Source organism: Sphingobacterium sp. SGG-5 (assembly GCF_011043525.1).
Taxonomy (GTDB): Bacteria; Bacteroidota; Bacteroidia; order Sphingobacteriales; family Sphingobacteriaceae; genus Sphingobacterium.
In genome coordinates this window covers 422,089-444,086 of the sequence record NZ_JAAKGO010000001.1, presented here as the reverse complement: position 1 = coordinate 444,086, position 21,998 = coordinate 422,089, and the positions used below count along the sequence as shown (strand labels likewise).

16 protein-coding genes are annotated in these 21,998 nt (G+C 42.8%); 7 read left to right on the top strand and 9 right to left on the bottom strand.

What is annotated here, in order from left to right; all coding sequences use genetic code 11:
- Positions 1-30: 30 nt before the first annotated feature.
- The gene (locus G5B30_RS01850; RefSeq protein WP_165318248.1) at positions 31-966 is read left to right on the top strand and encodes a hypothetical protein; all 936 of its coding nucleotides are present in this window, start codon (positions 31-33) and stop codon (positions 964-966) included.
- 4 nt (positions 967-970) lie between these two features.
- On the opposite strand, the gene G5B30_RS01845 is transcribed toward G5B30_RS01850, so the two are convergent.
- From G5B30_RS01845 to G5B30_RS01825, 5 genes are all read right to left on the bottom strand, one after another.
- Entirely contained in the window at positions 971-1,570 is a 600-nt protein-coding gene (locus G5B30_RS01845; RefSeq protein ID WP_165318247.1) for a hypothetical protein, read from the bottom strand.
- Between the two features lie 102 nt (positions 1,571-1,672).
- Positions 1,673-3,142 carry a glycine--tRNA ligase gene (locus tag G5B30_RS01840; protein ID WP_165318246.1) on the bottom strand — a complete coding sequence of 490 codons (1,470 nt, stop codon included), beginning with the start codon at positions 3,140-3,142 and terminating at the stop codon, positions 1,673-1,675.
- Between the two features lie 157 nt (positions 3,143-3,299).
- Positions 3,300-3,761, bottom strand: coding sequence for a thioredoxin-dependent thiol peroxidase (bcp, locus tag G5B30_RS01835; RefSeq protein WP_165318245.1), 462 nt, complete (start codon positions 3,759-3,761; stop codon positions 3,300-3,302).
- Between the two features lie 31 nt (positions 3,762-3,792).
- Entirely contained in the window at positions 3,793-5,511 is a 1,719-nt protein-coding gene (locus tag G5B30_RS01830; protein WP_165318244.1) for a M23 family metallopeptidase, read from the bottom strand.
- Between the two features lie 7 nt (positions 5,512-5,518).
- Entirely contained in the window at positions 5,519-6,130 is a 612-nt protein-coding gene (locus G5B30_RS01825) for a fumarylacetoacetate hydrolase family protein (RefSeq protein ID WP_165318243.1), read from the bottom strand.
- Between the two features lie 363 nt (positions 6,131-6,493).
- Between G5B30_RS01825 and G5B30_RS01820 the strand changes: the two genes are divergently transcribed.
- From G5B30_RS01820 to G5B30_RS01795, 6 genes are all read left to right on the top strand, one after another.
- Positions 6,494-7,063, top strand: coding sequence for an RNA polymerase sigma factor (locus G5B30_RS01820; protein WP_165318242.1), 570 nt, complete (start codon positions 6,494-6,496; stop codon positions 7,061-7,063).
- 59 nt (positions 7,064-7,122) lie between these two features.
- Positions 7,123-8,259, top strand: coding sequence for a FecR family protein (locus tag G5B30_RS01815; protein ID WP_165318241.1), 1,137 nt, complete (start codon positions 7,123-7,125; stop codon positions 8,257-8,259).
- A 232-nt stretch (positions 8,260-8,491) separates the two neighbouring features.
- Positions 8,492-11,782, top strand: a complete 3,291-nt coding sequence (locus G5B30_RS01810) for a TonB-dependent receptor (RefSeq protein ID WP_165318240.1) — start codon at positions 8,492-8,494, stop codon at positions 11,780-11,782.
- 3 nt (positions 11,783-11,785) lie between these two features.
- On the top strand, positions 11,786-13,417 hold the full coding sequence (locus G5B30_RS01805; RefSeq protein WP_165318239.1) for a RagB/SusD family nutrient uptake outer membrane protein: 1,632 nt from the start codon (positions 11,786-11,788) through the stop codon (positions 13,415-13,417).
- Positions 13,414-14,229 carry a metallophosphoesterase family protein gene (locus G5B30_RS01800; RefSeq protein WP_165318238.1) on the top strand — a complete coding sequence of 272 codons (816 nt, stop codon included), beginning with the start codon at positions 13,414-13,416 and terminating at the stop codon, positions 14,227-14,229. The genes G5B30_RS01805 and G5B30_RS01800 overlap by 4 nt, the downstream gene beginning before the upstream one ends.
- A gap of 4 nt (positions 14,230-14,233) precedes the next feature.
- Positions 14,234-15,781, top strand: a complete 1,548-nt coding sequence (locus G5B30_RS01795) for a phosphodiester glycosidase family protein (RefSeq protein WP_165318237.1) — start codon at positions 14,234-14,236, stop codon at positions 15,779-15,781.
- A 72-nt stretch (positions 15,782-15,853) separates the two neighbouring features.
- Here G5B30_RS01795 and G5B30_RS01790 read toward each other — a convergent pair whose 3' ends face one another.
- The 4 genes from G5B30_RS01790 to nrdI all read right to left on the bottom strand — a co-directional run bounded on the left by G5B30_RS01790 (position 15,854) and on the right by nrdI (position 21,992).
- Entirely contained in the window at positions 15,854-18,316 is a 2,463-nt protein-coding gene (locus G5B30_RS01790; protein WP_165318236.1) for a glycosyl hydrolase family 95 catalytic domain-containing protein, read from the bottom strand.
- 87 nt (positions 18,317-18,403) lie between these two features.
- Positions 18,404-19,387, bottom strand: coding sequence for a class 1b ribonucleoside-diphosphate reductase subunit beta (gene nrdF, locus G5B30_RS01785; protein ID WP_165318235.1), 984 nt, complete (start codon positions 19,385-19,387; stop codon positions 18,404-18,406).
- Positions 19,388-19,519: 132 nt separating this feature from the next.
- Positions 19,520-21,625 (bottom strand): class 1b ribonucleoside-diphosphate reductase subunit alpha, encoded by a 2,106-nt coding sequence (nrdE, locus tag G5B30_RS01780; RefSeq protein WP_165318234.1) that lies wholly within the window; start codon positions 21,623-21,625, stop codon positions 19,520-19,522.
- The gene (gene nrdI, locus G5B30_RS01775) at positions 21,585-21,992 is read right to left on the bottom strand and encodes a class Ib ribonucleoside-diphosphate reductase assembly flavoprotein NrdI (RefSeq protein ID WP_165318233.1); all 408 of its coding nucleotides are present in this window, start codon (positions 21,990-21,992) and stop codon (positions 21,585-21,587) included. The genes nrdE and nrdI overlap by 41 nt, the downstream gene beginning before the upstream one ends.
- Positions 21,993-21,998: the final 6 nt, after the last annotated feature.

Genomic DNA, 21,998 nt, shown 5'->3' with positions numbered 1-21,998 from the left:
GGGATTGTCGTTGGATAACTTATTTTGGTAATGGAAGTACAGACTAGTAAGGAAAATAAAAGTGAAATTCAGGTAAGAAAAAAAGATAATTCCAAGGTTTATTTTTTTATCATCGCTATTGTTGCTCTTCTTTTGACGAATGTCTATTTCTACGTGAAGTTCAAGTCGTCAGGAGAAAAACTATATACTATCGCTTTGCAGAAAGAAAATCTGCAAATAGAGATCGATAGGATCGAGGCAGAATTGGATAACATCCAAAGAGAAGGAGAGACTATGGGCTCGGAAGATATTGTGTTGAGCGAGCAGAAGGTGCGGGAAGGAATAGCAAATTTACGTTCAAACCTCGACGTTGCTAACCTGTCTGAAGATCGCTTAGCAGATTTGAAATCAGAAGTCCGACTATTGAAAAATAGCGTCTCCGACCTAAAAGTCAGAATTGAAGAACTCAACCTTCAAAATGAACTTCTGCAAAAAGAAAATGAAGAACTGAATAGTACTGTTAATTCGCAGACAGACAAGGTTCAGACGTTGGAACGCAGCAATCGTGCCTTACGGGAGAAGGTGGGAGTAGCCTCATCCATTAAAGTCTCTAATATGGTGATTAATGGGGTTGAAATCAAGCGAAGGGGTAACCGTGAAATTGAGACAAAAGCCAGGCGGGTAGACGAATTACAAATTCAGTTTTCAATCGCTGACAATCCATTAGCGACGAAGGGAAACAAAGATATTTATATACGGATTGTAGATCCAAATGGTAATCTCATTGTGAAAGAGGAAAATATCTTTCAGGTCAATAATGATGATCTGCAATATACGTTCAAAGAAACCATACGTTTTACAAACAATGGCGAAGAATACGAGTTCTTATGGAACAATAATAATCAAGGCTTCCGGAAGGGTGCATATACTGTACTTTTGTATGCGGATAATGCTATTATGGGCCGCGCGAGTATCGTCTTAAAATAAGCTCCTATCGGAGCTTATTGATTTCTTTTTCATTCTGTTCCAAATCCCTACGAAGTTCTTTCAACTTAATTTTTTCTTTGCTGATTTTAATTTTTACTTTTTCCTGATCGATACCACTTAGTTTCTTCCGATCCATTTTTTTGTCGAAGTCTTTTTGGAGTTTTTCAATTTTCTTTCCTTGCTTGACAATTTTCTTTTCGAGTTTTTCAGACTTCTTTACCGCCTTATTATATCTTTTTTCAGCTTTCTTTCGTGCTTTTTCTGCTTTTGCAAGTTCCTTTTCACGCTTTGCGAGCTTCTTTTCTCTTTTCTCTGCTTCTTTTTCTGCCTTAACTCTTTCTTTCTCCGCTTTTAATTCCGCTTTTCGGGCCTCCTCTTCTGCTTTTGCTATTCGTTTTTGCTCCGCCGCAGCTTCCCGTCGTTCTGCATCTATTGCCCGTTGTTTTTCAGCAGCTAACCTTTTTTGTTCAGTGTCAATCTGAGAGATAGGAATAGTGTCTAGCGCAGTTTGTTTAATTGGTGTGTCGCTTTGTGCATACGATAGGTGTGTACCGATTATGCCGAAGAAAATAATACATACAAATCTTGTAATAGTCTTTACCATAGATAAATTAGTTAATGTGTATGGTACAAAAGTACAAAAAGAAAAAGGCAACACCTTATATTGTATTGCCTTTATCCAATTTTGTAGTATTTGTTCGATAGCTTAGATGAGCTGCTCTAAGAGTTTCGTCCAACTGACCCGTTCACCGATAATCTGGTGTAATTGACCAATATGTATACGCTCTTGCTCCATGCTGTCGCGATGGCGTATGGTGACTGTTTCGTCTTCTAAAGTTTGGTGATCTACCGTGATACAAAATGGTGTGCCGATAGCATCCTGACGACGATAGCGTTTACCAATTGAATCCTTTTCATCGTATTGAATGTTAAAATCCAGCTTTAGCTGTGCCATGACTTCACGTGCTTTTTCAGGAAGACCATCTTTCTTTGTCAAGGGAAGTACCGCGGCCTTTACCGGCGCAATAACAGGATGGAATTTCAGAACAACCCGTGAATCTTGTTTTTCCGCAGTGGATAAATCCTCGTGCACTAATGAGTTAGCCAATATACTGAGAAATAATCGATCGAGCCCGATCGACGTTTCAACAACATATGGAATATAATTTTGATTGATCTCCGGATCAAAATACTGCATTTTTTTCTTCGAATATTCCTGATGTTGCTTTAAGTCAAAATCCGTACGAGAGTGGATACCTTCTACTTCTTTAAAACCAAAAGGGAAATCATATTCAATATCCACTGCTGCATTCGCATAGTGTGCCAGTTTTACGTGGTCATGAAAACGGTATTTGGAGGGGTCCGCACCTAAAGCCAGATGCCATTTTAAACGCGTCTCTTTCCACTTTTCATACCATTCTAATTCAGAACCAGGGCGAACAAAAAATTGCAGTTCCATCTGCTCAAATTCGCGCATCCGGATAATAAATTGACGAGCAATAACCTCATTACGGAATGCTTTACCGATCTGTGCAATACCAAAAGGTATTTTCATCCTTCCGGTCTTCTGGACATTTAAGAAGTTTACAAAGATTCCCTGTGCCGTTTCAGGACGTAGGTATACTTGTTCTGCACCGTCGGCCATAGCGCCCATCTGTGTGGCGAACATCAGGTTAAACTGACGTACATCAGTCCAGTTTTTTGTGCCTGATATAGGACATACGATATTATGTTCCTCGATGATGGCTTTTAAGCGAACTAAATCATCTGCATTCAACGCATCGTCCAGATCTTTTTGGAGTTGTGCAGCCTTATCCGTTTTTCCGTCTTTTTCATAGCGATCAATCTTATCTTCGATCAGTTGGTCTGCACGGTACCTTTTTTTTGAATCTTTATTGTCGATCATCGGATCATTGAATCCATCAACATGCCCCGAAGCTTTCCATGTTGTTGGATGCATAAAGATAGCGGCATCTATCCCGACGATATTTTCGTTCAGTTGCACCATGGACTTCCACCAATAGGTCTTCAGATTATTCTTTAGTTCGGAACCTAGCTGGCCATAATCATACACGGCACTTAGGCCGTCATAAATTTCACTGGAAGGAAACACAAAACCGTATTCCTTAGCATGTGAGATAATGCTCTTGAAAAAATCGTCTGTCTGTTTGCTCATAAGGGCAAACTTAGATAAATTGCTGTTTATATACAATTATATTAAGATATAAACAGCAATTTTCGTTCTCTCCTCAGCCTTTGAAAATTTTCTATAGAGGAAATATAGATATTAGTATTTAGATTTTAGATATAAGATTCTTCAGTACGATCTCGGTCTAAATCACCAAATCCCGAATCTGCTGTGACGCATTCTTATTGTTTACTTTTTTGATGATGTGTTGGATAATACCGTCTTCATCGATCACGAAAGTGGTGCGTGCTGTACCCATATATTTTATGCCGTACATGTTCTTCTCTACCCAGACGCCGTAGTCGCTGACGATCTTTTTATCTTCATCGGCCAACAAAGTAAACGGCAATTCGAATTTGGCAATGAATTTTTGATGCGATTGTTCGCTATCGATGCTTACGCCGATGACTTCAAAGCCGTCATGCAGCAAGCTCTGGTAATTATCCCGGAAATTGCAGGCTTCCGTCGTACAGCCTGGCGTGTTGTCTTTCGGGTAGAAATATAAAATTACCTTTTTACCCCTAAAATCTGAAAGCTTAACGGTTTCACCATGTTGATTCTTCGCGATGATTTCTGGCGCTTTATCCCCTTTTTTTAGCTCTGTCATATCTATTAAATTTTAAAGTGAGACATGGTCTCTATCGTATAAATGTTGCTTCGTATACACGTTCATTGTCTTTCCAGTCCCTGACGATCAGCTTCAACTTATGTGTGCCTTTGGAAAGATCTTTATCAAATCTATGCCACAAGTGTCGGTTTTTAGAATCATATTCCATTAGTACCCATTTGTCGTCTATATAGCCGTTGAAAGACTGTATACCCGAAAAGTTATCCGAAATTGTAAAATCTATCTTCGATTGCCGGGCGACATTCTTGCCATTGGTCAGATTACGTGCGGTGATTGTAGGTGGGATAGTATCTACGGCAACATAGAATGATCCTAAATTTCGCGTATTGACCGTCACCCAGCCATTTTCGAACTTACCACCTTCCGAACCTGACTGAACGGATGCAATCAAGGCTTTACTTTCCAGATGTTTGGGAAGATCTGTGGGTTTGATCTGGAGCTTATAAGTCGAAAAAAGAGGGGTAAGGTTATTGCCGATGTGATGTAGATGTGAATAGGCGTTCGTTATCGGTGCACTTTCCTCATACATGAAATCCAAATCACCGTATAACACGCCGACCGGCATTTCGAGTTTTACGGCAGGAGTTGCAAAAGTATTCGCTTTATTATAAGCGAAAAGTTCACCTCGGATAGTGTTAGCAAGAGGTTGAAAACTACTGTTATGCTGTACCTTGAAATTTAATTCACTGCAATTGCCTTTCACATCTTTGACCACATACTTGACTTCGTGTACCGCATTATCCTTGAGTTCCATGATTCCTCCATTTTGCAGATGTTTAAATAGTTCGATAGGATTTCCCGGATCTTTAAAGCTTTTCTGTACCTTATTTTTTGACAATTTCCAGTACGGGTAATCGATATAGGCATGTATAGCTCGGCTGGTATTGAAGTCCAGCTCTTCAAAAACTACGGACGATAGCAGTTTCCCGTCCAGAAATAGCTCGATGGAGTATACTCCATTTCGAAATCCGCCAGCCCGATGTCTGTCGGTGGTGTTGATGCCCAGCCCAAAGGCACCATTAACCGATATAGGAGCGTCATTGACAAGTGCGTAGCGACCTGACCCGATGGCTCTAATACGCTGATGACGTCGCGGCGTATGTTCGTTGAAAATTTTATCATGGAGATCATAAACGGTTATCCCGTTAATTGTTGGAGGAAAGTTGTCCGTAAAACGTAGGCCAAATAATTGTGGATTAAGTGGCCGTTGTGTCTTGGTATCCCGTATTTCGAAGTGCAGATGCGGTCCTGCGGAGCCTCCGGTATTTCCGGCATTTCCGATATATTGTCCTTTGGTGAGCTTGACTTGTCCCACTTGAAGCATGATATCCACATCAAAACGCTGTTGCTTATATTGTTCAGCGCGCACGATATTCGTCAGGGCGTCATTAAATCTATCCATATGGAGATACACCGTCGTATAGCCGTTTGGATGATCGATATACACCGAATTACCACCGCCGCCGATCTGCACGCGCACGCGGGATACAAACCCTTCAGCTGCAGCATGTAAAGGCAGACCTATTCGCTGTTGCGTACGATAATCGTCGCCAGCATGAAAATGCGTGCTACGTAATTCGCCGAATGTCCCCGAGGCATCGGGAGGAATGTTCAGTGGATTACGAAAATAACCTTGCGGGTAAGTGCGTGAAGTAGTGATGCCTTTCTGTTGCGCAGATGCCAGCTGAAAAGTGAGAAGTAGCGCTATAGTCAGTTTGAAAATGTACATCTTCCTATTATTTAATCGTGCAGGTAAACATGGAATTACCTTGCAAAAAGCCTTCCAAGCTGTCGCCAATCTGTACAGACCCTACGCCCTCAGGTGTTCCCGTATAAATGAGATCACCTTTACGTAAAGTAATATACTGAGAAATAAACACGATGAGATCGTCAAAACTGAAAATAACATCTTTGGTGTTGCCTTCCTGTACGATATTATTATTCTTTCGTAATGAAAACGATAGATTCTGTACATCATCAAATTCCTCCTTGGGAATAAGCGGACTGATAACGGCAGAATGATCAAATGCCTTCGCCAGTTCCCAGGGCAATCCTTTTTCCTTGTGCTGATTTTGGATATCGCGTGCGGTGAAGTCTATGCCAAGACCAATAGCATCATAATAGCGATGTGCAAATTTTCGGGACACATGCTTCCCCTCATTACAGATGCGAAGTACCACCTCCACTTCGTAATGTATATCTTTCGAAAAATCGGGGTAGTAGAAGTCTTTGTTATCCTTTAGTACGGCTGTATCCGGTTTTAAGAAAATGACGGGCTTTTCCGGGACAGGGTTGTTAAGCTCCATTGCGTGATTACGATAGTTACGGCCAACTGCTATTATCTTCATCGGTTTAATTTGCTTTATAGTCAATTCTATTTAAAAACAAACTTAGATAAAATGCTTGGCATATACGAATGAAAGAGTTAGGACGTTTGTACAGATGGCTTCGCTCTTCTTATGAAAATGAGTACTCGTTTTATTCAAATTGAGTACTCATTTTGTACAAAACGAGTACTCAATTTATAAAAGTCGCTTAGGCGATTTTTTAAAGTGGCCTAAACGGTTTGATTATCTTGCCTAACAGACTAATTCATGTGACCTGTTGCATTTAATAAAAATATAATATATTTATAACCTGTTAGCGGCATGAAGTGCTAAAAAACACGCTAACTTTGTAGCCAGTTTGCCTGCTTCGTAAAAGATCAAGTATTGGAAAGGTATAAAGAATATTCGGATTTGGACTTGCTGATTAAGCTGCGTGAAGGTAGCCAGTCGGCCTATACGGAAGTCTATAACCGTTTTAAATTGCCCCTTTACACTTTTTTATGGGAGAGAACGCATGACAGGGAAATTGTACGGGATATTTTGCACGATGTCTTTTTGACGATTTGGGAGAAGCGGGGCGATATACAGTATGAGACCTCTCTCTCGGGCTACCTGTTCTCTTCGGTGAAGAATAGGCTTTTGGATTGTATTGCACGAGATAAGGTAAAGCAACGTTATATCGATAGCTTTTACAGTTATGTAAATGCCACAGAAAATACCACTGACCATTTGATCCGCACCAAAGAGCTGTCTACACGTATTGCGGAGGAAATTGCTGACCTGCCGCCGAAGACACGAGAGGTTTTTGAGCTCAGCCGTACATCCCACCTAAGCCGGAAGGAGATTGCTTCGAGACTTGGCGTTTCCGAAGAGACCGTGAAAAGTCACATGTATCAGGCCTTGAAAACCCTCAAGCTGAAATTGGGCCACTTACTACATTTTATTTTTTTATAATTTTTTCTAACCCTTTTGCCGGGCTTTCCCGTCTACCTACTAAATTATAGCCAAGGTATATGGAGAAGTCAGAGATTATTACCCTATTTGAGCGATATAAAAGAAGAGAGTGTACGGCGGAAGAAATTCGTCTGTTGCAGGAATGGTTGGACCGTGGAGAATTTGGTGCAGATAGAATTTCCCAAGAGGAGATACGGGATGATTTTAAACTCTTGGAAGCCAGACTTCCATTAAGACGCTCTGAGAAAACGCGAAGACTATATCGCCGGATAGCAGGCTATGCAGCCTCGATTGCACTTGTTTTGGGTATAGCCTACTATTATTATCCCTTTGGCTCTTCGACCCCCCCCGATGGGACAACTCCAGTCGCCTTGCAGGCCTTAGAACCAGGAAGCAATAAAGCCATATTACAGCGTAGCGACGGCACTTCCGTAGTATTGGATACCTTGACCCAAGATCGGTTGGTCAACATCGATGGTGCTTGGGTAAAGCTGACTACCGATGGGCAGTTGATTTATCAGGCTGGGCAGGCATCCGGTACAGCAAAGCAGAACCAGATCATTACCCCAAAAGGCGGGCAGTATGAGGTCCGTCTTGCGGATGGTACACAGGTATGGCTCAATGCCGGGTCGAAGCTGTCGTTCTTCAATAATTATGACAATCAGCCGGAACGGCATGTAGCATTGGAAGGAGAAGCTTATTTCAAGGTCAGCAAAAATGCAGATCAACCCTTTGTAGTGTCTGTTAATGATCAGCACGTCAAGGTTTTGGGTACCGAGTTTAATGTCAATGCCTATGGGGACAATACATATATAAAGACCAGCTTGGTCGAGGGCTCGGTACTATTCAACGAGAGCCGTTTGAAGCCGGGTGAATCGGCCATCTATTCGGATGAGAAAGTACGTGTCATTGAAGAAAATATGGACGATATCATTGCCTGGAAGAACGGCTATTTTGTATTTTTTGAAGAAAGTCTGGAGGAGGTCATGAAAAAGATAAGCCGCTGGTACGATATCGATGTTTCCTTTGCAGACGAAGGCGCCAAGTCCATCCTTTTTGGAGGAAGTATCTCGAAATATGAAAATGCCTCACAGGTATTTAAGATGATCGAGAAAGCCGGTGATGTAAAGATAACCGTGCAGAATCGTAAGGTCATAGTCAATAAAGTTCAAACTACTAAAGAGTCGAAAATATGAAGAAATAAAGATCAGGGAAAAGATAAGGAAAATTGGGAGTGCTGGAACCACCCCCAATCTCGAAGTATCTAATTAAAATCTAAAAACTGTTTAGCCAATTAAAAATTAATCAGACTATCAAATGTATAAAATTTACACGACAATTTTATGTCGGTGGGTCTTGGCGTTACAAAAGCGTTCCTCAAGGGGAATCCACCGATTCGATGACGGTATTTTAAAAAGAAAGTTCATCATGCGGATTAATCTCATCTCTCTTTTAATCTTATTGGGTTTTGTGCATGTATTCGCCATAGGCCATGCCCAGAAAGTATCCTTCAAAGCTTCTACTTCCTCTGCTGAGCGTCTCTTCAGTGAGATCCGGAAGCAAACCGGCTATTCTGTCCTGTATTCTGGGCTTCGGCTCAAGCATGTGCAGCTGTCTAATATTGACTTTCAAAATGTTTCTTTGAAAGAAGTATTGGATCAGGTAGCACAGACACAGGGATGGGATTATGAGGTGGAAGATAAGACTATTATTCTAAAGCCAAGAAAAGTAAGCCACATGCCGGCCCGTAGGGCGGTAGATATTCAGGTGCCCATACAAGGTGTGGTCAAAGATACGCTGGGCAATACGATTTCTGGAGCAACGGTACGTATTAAGGGGCAACCGGGATCGGGCGTGAGTTCGAATGCTCAGGGGACCTTTTCTATTGCTGCGGCAGAAGGAGCAGTCTTGCAGATCAGCATGATCGGTTATCTGAGTCAAGAGATCACCGTGGGAGCGGATAGGAAGTTAGAGATCATGCTGCAGTCCGATCTTTTGGATGTCGAAGAAATAGTCGTATTGGGCTTTGGTCAGACCCAAAAGAAGATAGCTCAAACAGGTTCTACGGCATCGATCTCCAATAAGGAGCTGATGCAAAGCCCTGTCAGCAACATTACCAATGCGCTGGCGGGAAGGCTGCCGGGACTGATCGCTATACAGCGTTCAGGTGAGCCAGGCCGGGATAAATCTGATCTGTATATACGTGGTGTCGCTACATTAAACAGTGCGGCTCCTCTAGTGACTATCGACGGTGTACAAAAAGAGTATTCTGCTATTACGACCCTGGATCCGAATGAAATAGAGAACATCACTATTTTGAAAGATGCTTCGGCCACGGCACTATACGGCGTTAAAGGTGCCAATGGGGTCATTATCGTGACGACCAGGAGAGGGAAGGAAGGAAAAGCGACGATAACCGGGCGTACACAGACGGCCATACAGTCGCCTACACGAATCCCTGAATTCTTGGATTCGTATGGTTTTGCGACCTTGTATAATGAGGCTTACAAAAACGATAATCCCACTTCCAGTACCATACCTTATCCGGATGATGTCCTGGAAGCTTACCGCACCGGATCTGATCCGCTCAAATATCCCAATGTAGATTGGGCAAAGGAGCTTTTGACCAATTCATTGTCTTCGCAGACAAATTTCAGCTTATCCGGCGGCAATACGAAGGCACGATATTTTGTCAATATGGGATATATGTATCAAGATGGTATCTATAAGACCGAACCGAATGAGCTCTATAACAATAACTTTGAGATGAAACGTTACAATTTTAGAAGTAACGTAGATATTGATTTTGATGAAGACCTATCCCTTGCGCTTAATCTGTATGGAGCTATAGAGGACCGTAATTATCCACGAGTATCGGCAGGGGTCATGTTTGGCTCTATTATCTCACGTATTCCACCCAATGCGTTTCCTATCCGATATCCGACTGGATTCTGGGGGATACATCCTACGGGGTATTCGAGCCCACATGCCTTGATCAATAGCTCTGGTTTTACGCAAGAGTTCAATTCGTCATTATCCGGGATGGCCAGCCTGACCCGAAAGCTGAACTTCATCACAACAGGACTATCCATAAAAGGTAATTTTTCTTTTGATGGTTATTTCAAGAATAACTTTTCGCGGAGCATGAATGTGCGCAAGGCGGTGTACCTGGGAACCGGTGACTATAATGATCCTACAAACTACAGTTATAGAGACCAAGATCTTCCGCTCGGTGCGCCTACGGCTTCATATGGACAAAATCGGGATACCTGGCTGGATCTCAGCTTGAATTACAACCGAAGTTTCGGAAAGCATAATTTCATCGGATTATTATTAGCCAATAGGCAGCAACATATCCTTGGCGGGCAGATTCCGTTTGTTTCACAAGGTCTGGTCGGCCGTATCGCCTATAATTATCAAAATGAGCTGTTTGCTGAACTGAATGCCGGATACAGCGGTACGGATAACTTTGCCAGGGAACATCGTTACGGCTTCTTCCCGGCGGTATCTGTGGGTTGGGTAGCGATACAAAACCATCCTATGATCAATTTATTAAAATTCCGTGCTTCTCATGGTATCTCCGGAAATGACCAGCTGACCGTGACAAACAGACGTTGGTTATTCATCGAGGAATATATGGCGGGGACAGGCTATAGTTTTGGAGAGACCTTAGCCAATATACCCGGAGTGGTCGAAGGCCCTCTGGCCAATCCTTTGGTCTCCTGGGAAACGGCATACCGCTCGAATGTCGGTTTTGAGCTGAATTTATTTGGATCCAGGCTTTTCAATGCGACTATAGATCTGTTTTACGAAAAAAGAAACGATATGTTGGTGCTGCCACAGAGTATTCCGTACATGAGTGGGGTTCCGTCGGATAACCTGCCTCCGGCAAACTTTGGGAAGACAGAAAATAAGGGCTTTGAAGTGGAAGTCAAGCATGCACATAAGGTAGGCGCAGTCAATTATTTTGTCAACCTGAATACGTCCTTTGCCCGGAATAAGATCTTGGAAATGGATGAAGAAACAAGGGCATATCCTAATCTGATTCGTACGGGTCAACGTATCGGTCAAGAATTTGGATTGAAAGCGATTGGCTTTTTCGAAAACGAAGAAGATATCATTAATAGCCGACAGCAAACTTTTGGAAGGGTCATTCCCGGAGATTTGAAATACTATGATGCAAACGGTGATGGTATTATAGACAACAATGACGTCATGCCGATCGGAAAGAGTACAATTCCCGAAATGATGTACGGACTCTCGGGAGGAGTAGACTACAAGGGATTCGATGTGAGCTTTCTGTTGCAGGGCGCCTCGGGGTTTACCTATACCCGTGAATTGGAAACGGCATATGAATTCTACAACGGGGGGAAGGTCATGAAAAGCCATCTTGGGCGTTGGACTCCGGAGACTGCGGCAATAGCTACTTATCCGGTATTGCATGCTGATTTTAACGATAATAATCATCGTAAATCGTCTTTTTTCGTACGGAAAGGAGATTACCTGCGGTTGAAAAATGTGGAAATTGGCTATACTTTCCGAAATGTCAATCTATTTGACAAAAAGCGGTTGAACAATATCCGCCTATATGCGAATGGGATGAACCTGTTCACCTGGGATAAGACCGAGGGCGACTTTGATCCTGAGTCTCCGGGAGGCCGATATTGGACCTATCCACAAGTGCAGATATTTAATTTTGGTTTATCTACAAATTTTTAACTCATGAAAAGACTGATTTTTATACTCACTATACTATTTTTATATAGCTGTGATATCGATAAATATTTGGATAAAGCTGAATCGGGAGGTATGACCTTAGACGAAGTTTTTGGAGACTATGGACAAGCAGAGCGTTTCTTGTCCAATATCTATTCCAGACTGCCGGTAGATTATGCTAATAAGTACACCAACGCATCTGACGACTCGGAAAGCCCACACGGTACGGCTGGTGAAAACCAAATCAATAATGGTGTGTTTTCTCCGGCTAGTAACCCGTTCAACAATTGGACGGCCACCTACACAGCGATCCGTACTACAAATATATTTTTGCAGAATGCGGACCGTATCCCGACCTTGGATGCCAATCAATTGGCTGGCAAACCGAGAATGATCGGTGAAGCAACTTTTTTGAGAGCCTATTTTTATGCAGAGCTGTTTCGGAGATGGGGTGGAGTGCCTATTTTGCTTGAACCACTAGATATCAATGAGGATATGAAAATCCCGAGGAATACGGCTGAGCAGGTGGTGGAATTTATTGTGGATGAATGTGACAAAGCAGCTGGTTTGTTGGAGTTGGAATACCCGGCTATCCATCTGGGGCGGGCAACAAAAGGGGCTGCTCTAGCATTAAAATCTCGTGTCCTGTTGCATTATGCGAGTCAGCTGCACAATCCAACGAATGATGTGGGACGTTGGCAAGATGCGGTAGATGCCGCCAAAGATGTCATGGATTTGAATTTTTATGAATTGCACCCCGATTACAAGGGACTATTTCATACCCGTAATTCAAAAGAGATTATCTTTCAGAATACGGCGAACTATACTGATTTTACCTTACAGACCTTTGTGCCTTCCCAAGGTGGGCAGGTGGGAATTACTCCTTTACAAAATATAGTCGATATGTACGAGATGAGGAACGGTGAACTGCCTTTTATAGAGGATAATCCGGGACTTGCACCGACGATCAATCCGGCTTCCGGTTATAATCCCACTAATCCTTATGTGGATCGGGATCCCCGATTTTATATGTCGATATTATTTAATGGTTCGACTTGGCGTACGCAACCGATCTTTACCTACCAAGGTGCTCCGGAGAATGGCATCGGCGGTGGATTTAACAATACGACTACGGGATATTATTTGGCTAAAATGGTAGATCAGAACTCAAGTCGTACACCAACAATACAGAACGGGACATATTATTGGATTTATTTTCGATATGCCGAAATTCTGTTGAATTATGCAGAAGCATTGAATGAAGCATTGATTACCCCGAGTAGTGAGGTCTACGGCGCTATTAATGCTATACGTTCACGTTCAGGAGTAAATATGCCGGATCTTCCATCCGGTCTGTCGAAAGAACAGATGCGCAAACGTATACGAAATGAACGTAGGATAGAGTTGGCTTTTGAAGGGCAGCGCTTCTTTGATGTGAAGCGTTGGCGCATCGGTGCACAAGTCACACCCAATGCCTATGGGACCAGGGCTACCAATAATGGAGACGGGACGTATACATATACAAGGTTTTTGGTCGAGAATAGGGTGTATCCAAGTTATTTTGACCTCTTTCCGATCATGCAGACCGAATTGAATAGAAATACAGTATTAGAACAAAATCCAGGTTATATAAAATGATGGACAGACGTAAATTTTTACAAGCGATAGGGGCAACGACTATTTTTCTTGCCTGTAAGGGGACGGATTCTGATCCTGTGCCTGACCCAAAGGAGGAGCCTGTACTCTTCCGTTTTGCGGTGGCATCCGATCTGCATTGGGGTGAGGCAAATACAGACTATGAAATGCATACGCGCAATTTTGTCTCTGCTTTCAAGGACTTCAATACGAAGAGCTCCTGTGGTTTTCTGGTGCTGAACGGTGATATTATCCACAATGATCCGGTATTTTTGCCGCAGGCTTATGAGGCGTTGAAAGATGTACATCCCAAGCTGTATGTCACACAAGGCAATCATGACCGGGTGTCGGAGGCCGTCTGGCAATCGACCTGGAATCAAAGCTTTAATTCGGATTTTGCAATAGATGATATGGCTTTTGTCTTTGGTACGACGTCGGATAGTATAAGCCAAAACTGGTTGAGATGCCCGAATATAGAGTTTTTGGAGAATAGTCTGGAAAAATATAAAAACAAGAAACATGTGTTTATTTTCTGGCATATACATCCACATATGGATACTATGGGCTGTACGGACGATGTCAAAGCCGTGATGAAGAACTATACTAACGTGCGGGCCGTGTTCAACGGGCACGATCACAATGATGAGAGTATCAAGACAATTCAAGGGGTACCCTATATGTTTGACGGGCGCCTGGGGGGAAGTTGGGGGTCATTTGACCGTAACTTTCGGGTGGTAGAGATCACAAAGAGTGAGATCGTAACCTATCTGATGACTCCGACAACGAGAAAGAAGTTGAGTAGATTTAAAATGTAAAAAAATGAAAAGATTATATGTTTATATATTTACCCTCTTTGGGCTGACATTTTCAGCCTGTAAGCAGGAAGGGTTTCAAAAAGCAGATCAAAATCCGTCAGATTACGATAAATTGGTCCAGATCGCAGATCTGGTTTATCTGTACGAACAGAATAATGAAAAACAATTTGCGAAATCGCTGTATATCGAAGGTACGGTCAATGGGACAGACCGTAGTTCTATCCATATCCAGGATAATTCGGATTTTGCTGTACGGGTATTTGTGCCTAATCCGTCGGCTTTTGCCGTAGGTGAACTGGTACGCATAGCGGTAGGAGAGGAGAGATTGGAAGTGGAAAATTCTCATTTTGTCTTGAGGGATCCGGGTGAAGTTACGGTCGTCGGTAATGGATTTATCACAGCTTCACAGGTGACATTGGACGATCTATCGGCCAATATCAGCAGATTTACCTCTAAGGTGGTCAGCCTGAGTGAATTGGATTTTGCCGAGAAGGAAGATCGAGATGGCCTAACTACGTATCTTATAGAGCAGGAAATAACTTCTGGTTTGAAATTTTGGGTCACTATCCCAGAGGAGTTGGAGTATGATATGCCGATGAGCATCAGTTCGGCGAAGGGGTATATCACATACGAAAGCGGAAACGTGTATCTAAATGTACGCGATGTAGACGATATCCAGGAAATCTATGTTGAACCTACGATGATGGAAAAGGTCTTGCAGAATAGCTCATTGGTCAAGACTGTGGTGCAGAGTACTGAAAGAGAAATTGCGCCCGGCGTGAAAATGGCTGAAATAGCTTATATGAATAATGATACTGACCCTGCTAAACAACTGGTATCATGTACGGTTTTTGAGGTAGATTTAAATAATCCAAAAGTAAAACTGGAGCCGGGGAATCCGAATGACGCAGCACCTCCTTACAATGTTATACAAACGCTCGCAGTCATGGCCGGTCATAAGAATACAACTTATGCGGGTACAGATTGGCGTGTCTTGGCAGCTATCACGGGTGATTTTTATGTCACAGCGTCTAGTCCAACAACTTATATCTTAAATGGGCCGCTTGTTAAGAATGGTCAGATACTGAAATCCGACTTCTACAACACCACAGATCAATTTTTCGGGATAAAGAAAGATAACAAGGGCTTTGTTGTAGGCGGCCGGACAGAATTTGACGTGGAAAAGAATAACTTGGAACAAGCTGTAGGCGGACGTATTATTTTACGTGATGGTGCCTTTGTCAGCGTTCCGGCAGCAAGAGAACCCCGTCCTTCTATCGGTTATACGACTAGGAATAAGGTGTATCTGTTTGTGGGAAATGGAAGATATACATCCATTTCGAATGGTTTTTCTCCGGACGAGATGGCGGAATTCCTGAAAGCCTTAGGTTGTGAAGGAGCCGTATATATGAACGGAGGTGGGGCAACTGTAGGCGTCTTAGAGGATCCAAACAACGGAGCCTATAATGTGTTCTCTGTTTCTCATGCTAGCAATCTTAATCATAATCCAAGTATTGCTTCATCGTGGATGATTGTGACGGATAGGGAGTAAAATCAATGAAGAGAAATCTATAGTTAAATAGCGGCACAAGTTCTATGACTATAGATTTCTCTTTATACCTCATTAAAGTGGCACTACCGAATACGTCTTCCCTTTCCTAGTTTTGAAATTCAATATAGTGGATGCTTCGTTAGATATAGTTTTCAAGCCCACGACCCGAATAGGTGCTGCGCTTTTTATTTGACAGTCACTTCCAGATAGTGATTTTATATAGGCTTTCTGTAATTTCCCCTCTGCCCAATGGAGGTCAATCTCAAAATTACCGCGGGCTTTGATTCCTTTGATGTATCCCCGTTGCCAAGCCTGGGGAAGCGCGGGAAGTAAATGGATCTCCCCTTCATGACTCTGCATCAACATCTCAATAATACCGGCAGTAGCACCAAAGTTACCATCAATCTGAAAAGGAGGGTGAGCATCAAAAAGATTAGGATAAGTCCCGCCACCTCCCATGGTTTTCATAGTCTTATCATTCGGGTTGATATAATTGAAAGCCTTTGTGAGTATCTTATAGGCATGTTCTCCATCCTGTAGACGGGCCCACCAATTGATTTTCCAGGCCATACTCCAACCTGTGCTGACATCTCCTCTATGGATAAGTGTTTGTTTTGCCGCGTTTGCCAGAATAGCGTCTTTTGCTATACTGATCTGGGTGCCGGGAAACAATCCAAATAGGTGAGAGATATGTCGATGCTTATCCAGCGGGTCATCCACATCGTCGAACCATTCTTGAATTTGACCATACTTGCCGATATGATAGGGATAAAGATTAGTTAAGGCTGCCTCTACTTGATTCCGAAATTTCTCATCCGTATCTAAAATCTGGGTTGCTTGTATGACATCTTGAAATAATTCCCGGATAATCGCTATATCCATGGTCGTTGCTTTACTGATATTGTAACGCTCTCCTTTATGCGTAAACACGTTTTCAGGAGAGGTTGAAGGGGCGGTGACTAAATAACCCGTTTGAGGGTCTTTTACTAGCCAATGTAGCATAAACAGTGCAGCTCCTTTCATTAACGGGTATCCCTCGTGCTTTAAAAATTCTTTATCTAACGTATATTGATAATGTTCCCAAAGATGGGTACTCAACCATGCTCCCCCCATATGCCAGCAAAAAGCACCCGGATAATATGTTTTATCCTGATCGTAATGCCCAACAGGTGAAGTCTTTGCCCAAAGGTCGCTATTGTGGTGTGCCACCCAACCTTCGTCAATTCCATAGTTAACTTTGGCCGTTTTCGCACCATTTACCGCAAGTTCATGCATGAAGTCAAAAAGAGGTCGATGGCATTCAGACAGGTTCGCATTCTCCGCCGGCCAATAGTTCATCTCCGTGTTGATGTTGATCGTATAATTGCTGCCCCAAGGTGGCTGGATATGGTCATTCCATATTCCTTGCAAGTTGGTGGGCCTGCTTCCCGGTCTCGAACCTGAAATCATCAGATAGCGGCCAAACTGAAAATAGAGCATTTGAAGCTGATAGTCTGTCGGGTTACTGGCAAAGGCCTTCAGACGTGCATTTGTCGGTAGGTGGGAGAGATTGCGATCGGTTTCGATACGGAAAGAGACCCGGTTAAACAAGTGTTGATAATCTTGGATGTGTGCCTTTCGCAACGCGTTAAAGCGCTTTTTGTACACGGTCTCCATTTTGCCCGAAGCCGCTATTTCGGGATCTTTCCCTTCCAGCCCGGGAGACTTGTCGAAACCATTGAAACTGGTGCTTTCAGTGAGGTAAATCGTGACCTCATCAGCATCTGTAATGTGTAACAAGCTGTCTTTCGACAGAACCTTGCCTCCTTTTGTCTTGACGCGGATTTGACATACAAAAGCCATTCCTTCTTTATCGTCATAAACCACTTGCTCCGGAAAATAGTGTCGAGCAGCGACATATTTGGGTGCCTTCCCCTGCATGACTAACCGGTCGCCATCTGCATTCGTCTTATATTTTAACTTGCTGGTCAATCCGGCCGTAAAATTAATTGTACCTTTCTTATTGGCTCGGATTTGGACAACCATCGCCCTGGCGGGGTGGCTAATAAAGGTCTCGCGTGTAAAACGAATACCATCAATCGTATAGCCAACCTTTGCAGTGGCGGTCGTGAGATCCAACGTCCTATTATAATGACTGGCGACACTGTCCTCATGTTCAAAAGTGAGCCAGAGGTCACCTAAGGGAAGGTACCGGGCAGAATAGGGGCCTTGCATCCTGCGCCATGTTTTTTCTGCGCCTGCATAATCTTCCGTAAATATCTGTTGTCGGATAACAGGAAGTAATTGGGCTGCTTTGGGATTGTTCCCGTCTTGAGGATAGCCGGACCAGAGGGTGTGGTCATTTAGCTGATAACGTTCCTGATGTATCCGGCCAAAAACCATAGCGCCCGTTTGCCCGTTGCCTAAGGGCAATGCTTCTTCCCATATCTCAGCAGGATTGTTGTACGACAAAGTCAATACGTCTGACGGTGTATTTTGACTGTATACACATGCCGGCAAGATCGAAAAAAGAAGAAAAAAGTATATTATATGCATGACTGATAACCGCGTAAGTTGTTAAACAACGAAGCCTCTTTCTAGTCGAAAAAGGCTTTAACGTTAATGCGTAAGACCATGTAAGGCTTAAATATCTACCGTAGCGTCCATCTGGAAATCCTCATGCTTGAGGTGAACAATTTCCGTAGCCTTTTCATAGTTGGTTGATTTTTTGGAGAAAAAGTCATGTTGCGTCGTCTCCGTATTCAGACCGTTCAACACGATGGGATTTACCTGCTTCACTTCGAAGATCGGGTCAAACCCTAAGTTCATCAAAGCTTTGTTGCCGTTGTAGCGTACATACTCTTTTACTTCAGCTGTCAGACCAACCACCGTGTAAAGTTCCTCGGTATATTTGATTTCATTCTCGTACAGCTCATTCAATAACGTCAGAAACCGTTGTTTTACTTCTTCCTTATTCGGAAGTTTGGCGAATATTTCCTGCGCTATTAAGCCAACGAACACGCCATGTATAGACTCATCGGCAACAATCTTCTTGATGATGTCTGCTGATGCGACCATCTGCCCTTGTCCACACAGCCAGAGGGGTAAAAAGAATCCAGAATAAAATAGGAAAGATTCCAATAATACGGATGAGGCCAATGCCATAAACAGTTCTTCGTTTGTTGGATTTTCCTTATCAACACCCCGATAATGCTTGTCAATAGTTGAAGCTTTAAATTGCAAGAATTTATTTTGGGCTACCCAACCAAAGACATCATTGATTTCATTGGTTGTAGATACCGTCGTAAAGATTGTTGAATACGACTTCGCATGAATGGCTTCCATCATACACATGTAGGACAGTACCGCTTTGTTCTGCAAGGAGTCGATATGGTCGATGATCTTCGGCATCCCAGTATGGCTCTGTAGCGTATCCAATAGCGTCAGCCCACCCAATGCTTTTTTGTAGCATTCTTTCATATCCCAGCTTAAGCCCTTCCAGCTATCGATATCCTTCGAGGGGATATATTCTGTATCGATCCAGAATTGTTTAATATTTTGTTCCCAGAACATCAACGCATAGTCGTTGTCCGGTGTATTCCAATTTACTGCAGTGAATTGTTTCATTTTAAATTAGTCGTCAGTGTTTCAGTCGTCAGTGATCAGTAAATCCTTATTCTTTGATCTTTTTTCCTCGTTCTCCAATCTCAGTACCTGCCTACCGCAGGCAGGCGCATATCTCAATACTCAATACCCAAATTACGCCGAACAAGAGATACACTCTTCGATAGTCGATTTTCGCGTACGGGTATAATACAATGATTTCAGGCCGAGCTTATGCGCATATATATAATACTTTGCCAGATCACGTGTCGAATCCTTTGAATTGGTGTGCAGGATAGTCGATACACCCTGATCGATATGACGTTGAATGACAGATATCAATTTCAACACCTTCATCTGATCCATGTCGTAAGCAGATTTAAAATAGAAATAGTTGTCATTTGTCAGGTAAGGCATCGGGTAATATGTTGTACTATCCCCATATTCACGCACTTCGATAATATCGACGATAGGCATCACGGATGCTGTAGCATTCATGATATATGAAGTGGACTGATTAGGCGCGATAGCCAAGCGGTATGCATGGTAAATTCCATGTTCCTGTATCTGTGCTTTCAGATTGTCCCAGTCTTCAATAGTCGGTATGTGGATACCTTCGAACAGTTCTTTAACTTTATCTGTTTTGGGCATATAATCCCGATTTAAATAGTTGTCGAAGTAAGTCCCATCGGCGTAGGCAGATTTTTCAAACCCAACAAAGGTTCTTCCACGCTCTTTCGCAATTTCCATAGAAGCTTCCAGTGAGTAGTAATTCATCATCATGAAGAACGTATTTGCAAAATCTAAAGCTTCATGCGACTCATACATAATGAAGCTCTTCGCCAGATAGCCGTGCAAATTCATCGCTCCTAAACCTACAGAATGTAACTCTCTGTTCGCTTTTGCAATAGAAGGTACCATTTCTATGTCCGTCACATCTGTCACGACGGTCAATGCACGCATAGCTGTTTTGACGGTTTCTTTGATACGCTTGTTGTCCATGACCGTAGCGATATTCAATGAGCCGAGGTTGCAGGATATACCATAGCGAATCGTATCTTCTTTACCATAAATATTGATATCCGATACTTCAGAAACTTGCATAATCTCCGTACAAAGATTTGAAAATTTGACCTTACCTATCCCGTTCAATGCATGGGCACGGTTGGTGTTTTCTTTGAAGAAGATATACGGATATCCCGATTCTTTTTGTGTCTGTGCAATTTTCACCAACAGGTGACGTGCATTGATTTTCTTTTTCTTGACATTCGGGTTGGTGATCAGCTCGTCATACATCACGTCCATATCCACCTCATCCAGGTACTGTCCGTACTCTTGCATGACGGTGTGCGGATAAATCAGGTAGCACGGCTCGTCTTTCTCGGCCAATTCCATGAATTTGTCCGGAATAATAATACCAATAGATAGCGATTTGATACGTACCTTTTCGTCAACGTTGATCTTTTTACAGTCTAGAAACTCCTCAATGTCGGAATGGAAAATATTCAGATACACCGCACCGGCACCGGGACGTTGACCAAGCTGGTTGGCATAAGAGAACGTGTCCTCCATAATCTTCATGATAGGCAATACCCCTCCCGCACGACCGTCTACTCCTTTGATGGCTTCACCACGACCCCGGATTTTAGATATATTGAATGATACCCCTCCTCCGATAGAAGAGAGTTTCATCGCCGAGTCAACCGCATAACCGATACCATTTAGGTTGTCACCGATCTCATCCAGAAAACAGGAGACCAGCTCACCTGAGCGTTTTTTGCCGGCGTTCAGGAATGTGGGGGTAGCGGGCTGATATTCCTGATTGATCATGATCTCGGCATATTCAATAGCCTTCTGCACACCTTCTTCACGAGCAAGGAACAAAGAAACAGCTACAATGCGATCTTCGTAACGCTCAAGGAATTTTTCACCGGAATCATCGCGCAGCGCATAGCTCTGGAAAAATTTGAAAGCTGCCATGAAAGATTGGAAACGGAACTTTTTAGCAAATACAAAGTTGTACACCTGCTCCATCTCTGCGAAGGTAAACCATTGGTAGAAATCAATGTAATAATTATGCTCGATCAAATAATCAACTTTTTCCTTAAGGGTATAAAAGAATACAGTATTCTTATTGACGTACTCTAAGAAATAGGCGCGTACAGCTTCTTTGTCTTTATGTAAGCTGTACTCGTCATCATGTTTGATCATGATTTCGTTATTAAGCAATATCCAGTTTTTTGCTACCTCGTTTACTATCATAGTATTGATTCTTAATTATATCGATAAATTGATTAATATCCTCCATGGTGCCCGACAATTCGAATTTAAAGGCCAATGGGATATCGTACATTTCTGCTACCTTATCTCCGGCAACACCAAAGTTTCTTCCCCAGTTGCGGTTGCCGCTAGAGGTTACGGAAAAGATCTTGTCGTTATGACTTTTCATAAAGTCTTCCGTTAGCGTGGGTATCTTGCCGAAGTTGGTCGTGAACGTAACCAAGTGGCCAGGAACTTCTACATCCATATGCTCTTGGATGCGATGTGCCGACCAACCTGTGACCTGTATTACCTTCTCGATAAAACGTCGCACATTACCAGTTTTACTATCGTAATATAAATGGATCATGTTGCC

Coding starts and splice junctions, on each gene's coding strand:
- G5B30_RS01830 (WP_165318244.1), bottom strand. CDS start 5,511: ATGTACATTTTCAAACTGACTATAGCGCTACTTCTCACTTTTCAGCTG.
- G5B30_RS01845 (WP_165318247.1), bottom strand. CDS start 1,570: ATGGTAAAGACTATTACAAGATTTGTATGTATTATTTTCTTCGGCATA.
- G5B30_RS01795 (WP_165318237.1), top strand. CDS start 14,234: ATGAAAAGATTATATGTTTATATATTTACCCTCTTTGGGCTGACATTT.
- G5B30_RS01815 (WP_165318241.1), top strand. CDS start 7,123: ATGGAGAAGTCAGAGATTATTACCCTATTTGAGCGATATAAAAGAAGA.
- G5B30_RS01840 (WP_165318246.1), bottom strand. CDS start 3,142: ATGAGCAAACAGACAGACGATTTTTTCAAGAGCATTATCTCACATGCT.
- G5B30_RS01810 (WP_165318240.1), top strand. CDS start 8,492: ATGCGGATTAATCTCATCTCTCTTTTAATCTTATTGGGTTTTGTGCAT.
- G5B30_RS01800 (WP_165318238.1), top strand. CDS start 13,414: ATGATGGACAGACGTAAATTTTTACAAGCGATAGGGGCAACGACTATT.
- nrdI (WP_165318233.1), bottom strand. CDS start 21,992: ATGATCCATTTATATTACGATAGTAAAACTGGTAATGTGCGACGTTTT.
- G5B30_RS01805 (WP_165318239.1), top strand. CDS start 11,786: ATGAAAAGACTGATTTTTATACTCACTATACTATTTTTATATAGCTGT.
- G5B30_RS01825 (WP_165318243.1), bottom strand. CDS start 6,130: ATGAAGATAATAGCAGTTGGCCGTAACTATCGTAATCACGCAATGGAG.
- nrdE (WP_165318234.1), bottom strand. CDS start 21,625: ATGATAGTAAACGAGGTAGCAAAAAACTGGATATTGCTTAATAACGAA.
- bcp (WP_165318245.1), bottom strand. CDS start 3,761: ATGACAGAGCTAAAAAAAGGGGATAAAGCGCCAGAAATCATCGCGAAG.
- G5B30_RS01790 (WP_165318236.1), bottom strand. CDS start 18,316: ATGCATATAATATACTTTTTTCTTCTTTTTTCGATCTTGCCGGCATGT.
- G5B30_RS01850 (WP_165318248.1), top strand. CDS start 31: ATGGAAGTACAGACTAGTAAGGAAAATAAAAGTGAAATTCAGGTAAGA.
- nrdF (WP_165318235.1), bottom strand. CDS start 19,387: ATGAAACAATTCACTGCAGTAAATTGGAATACACCGGACAACGACTAT.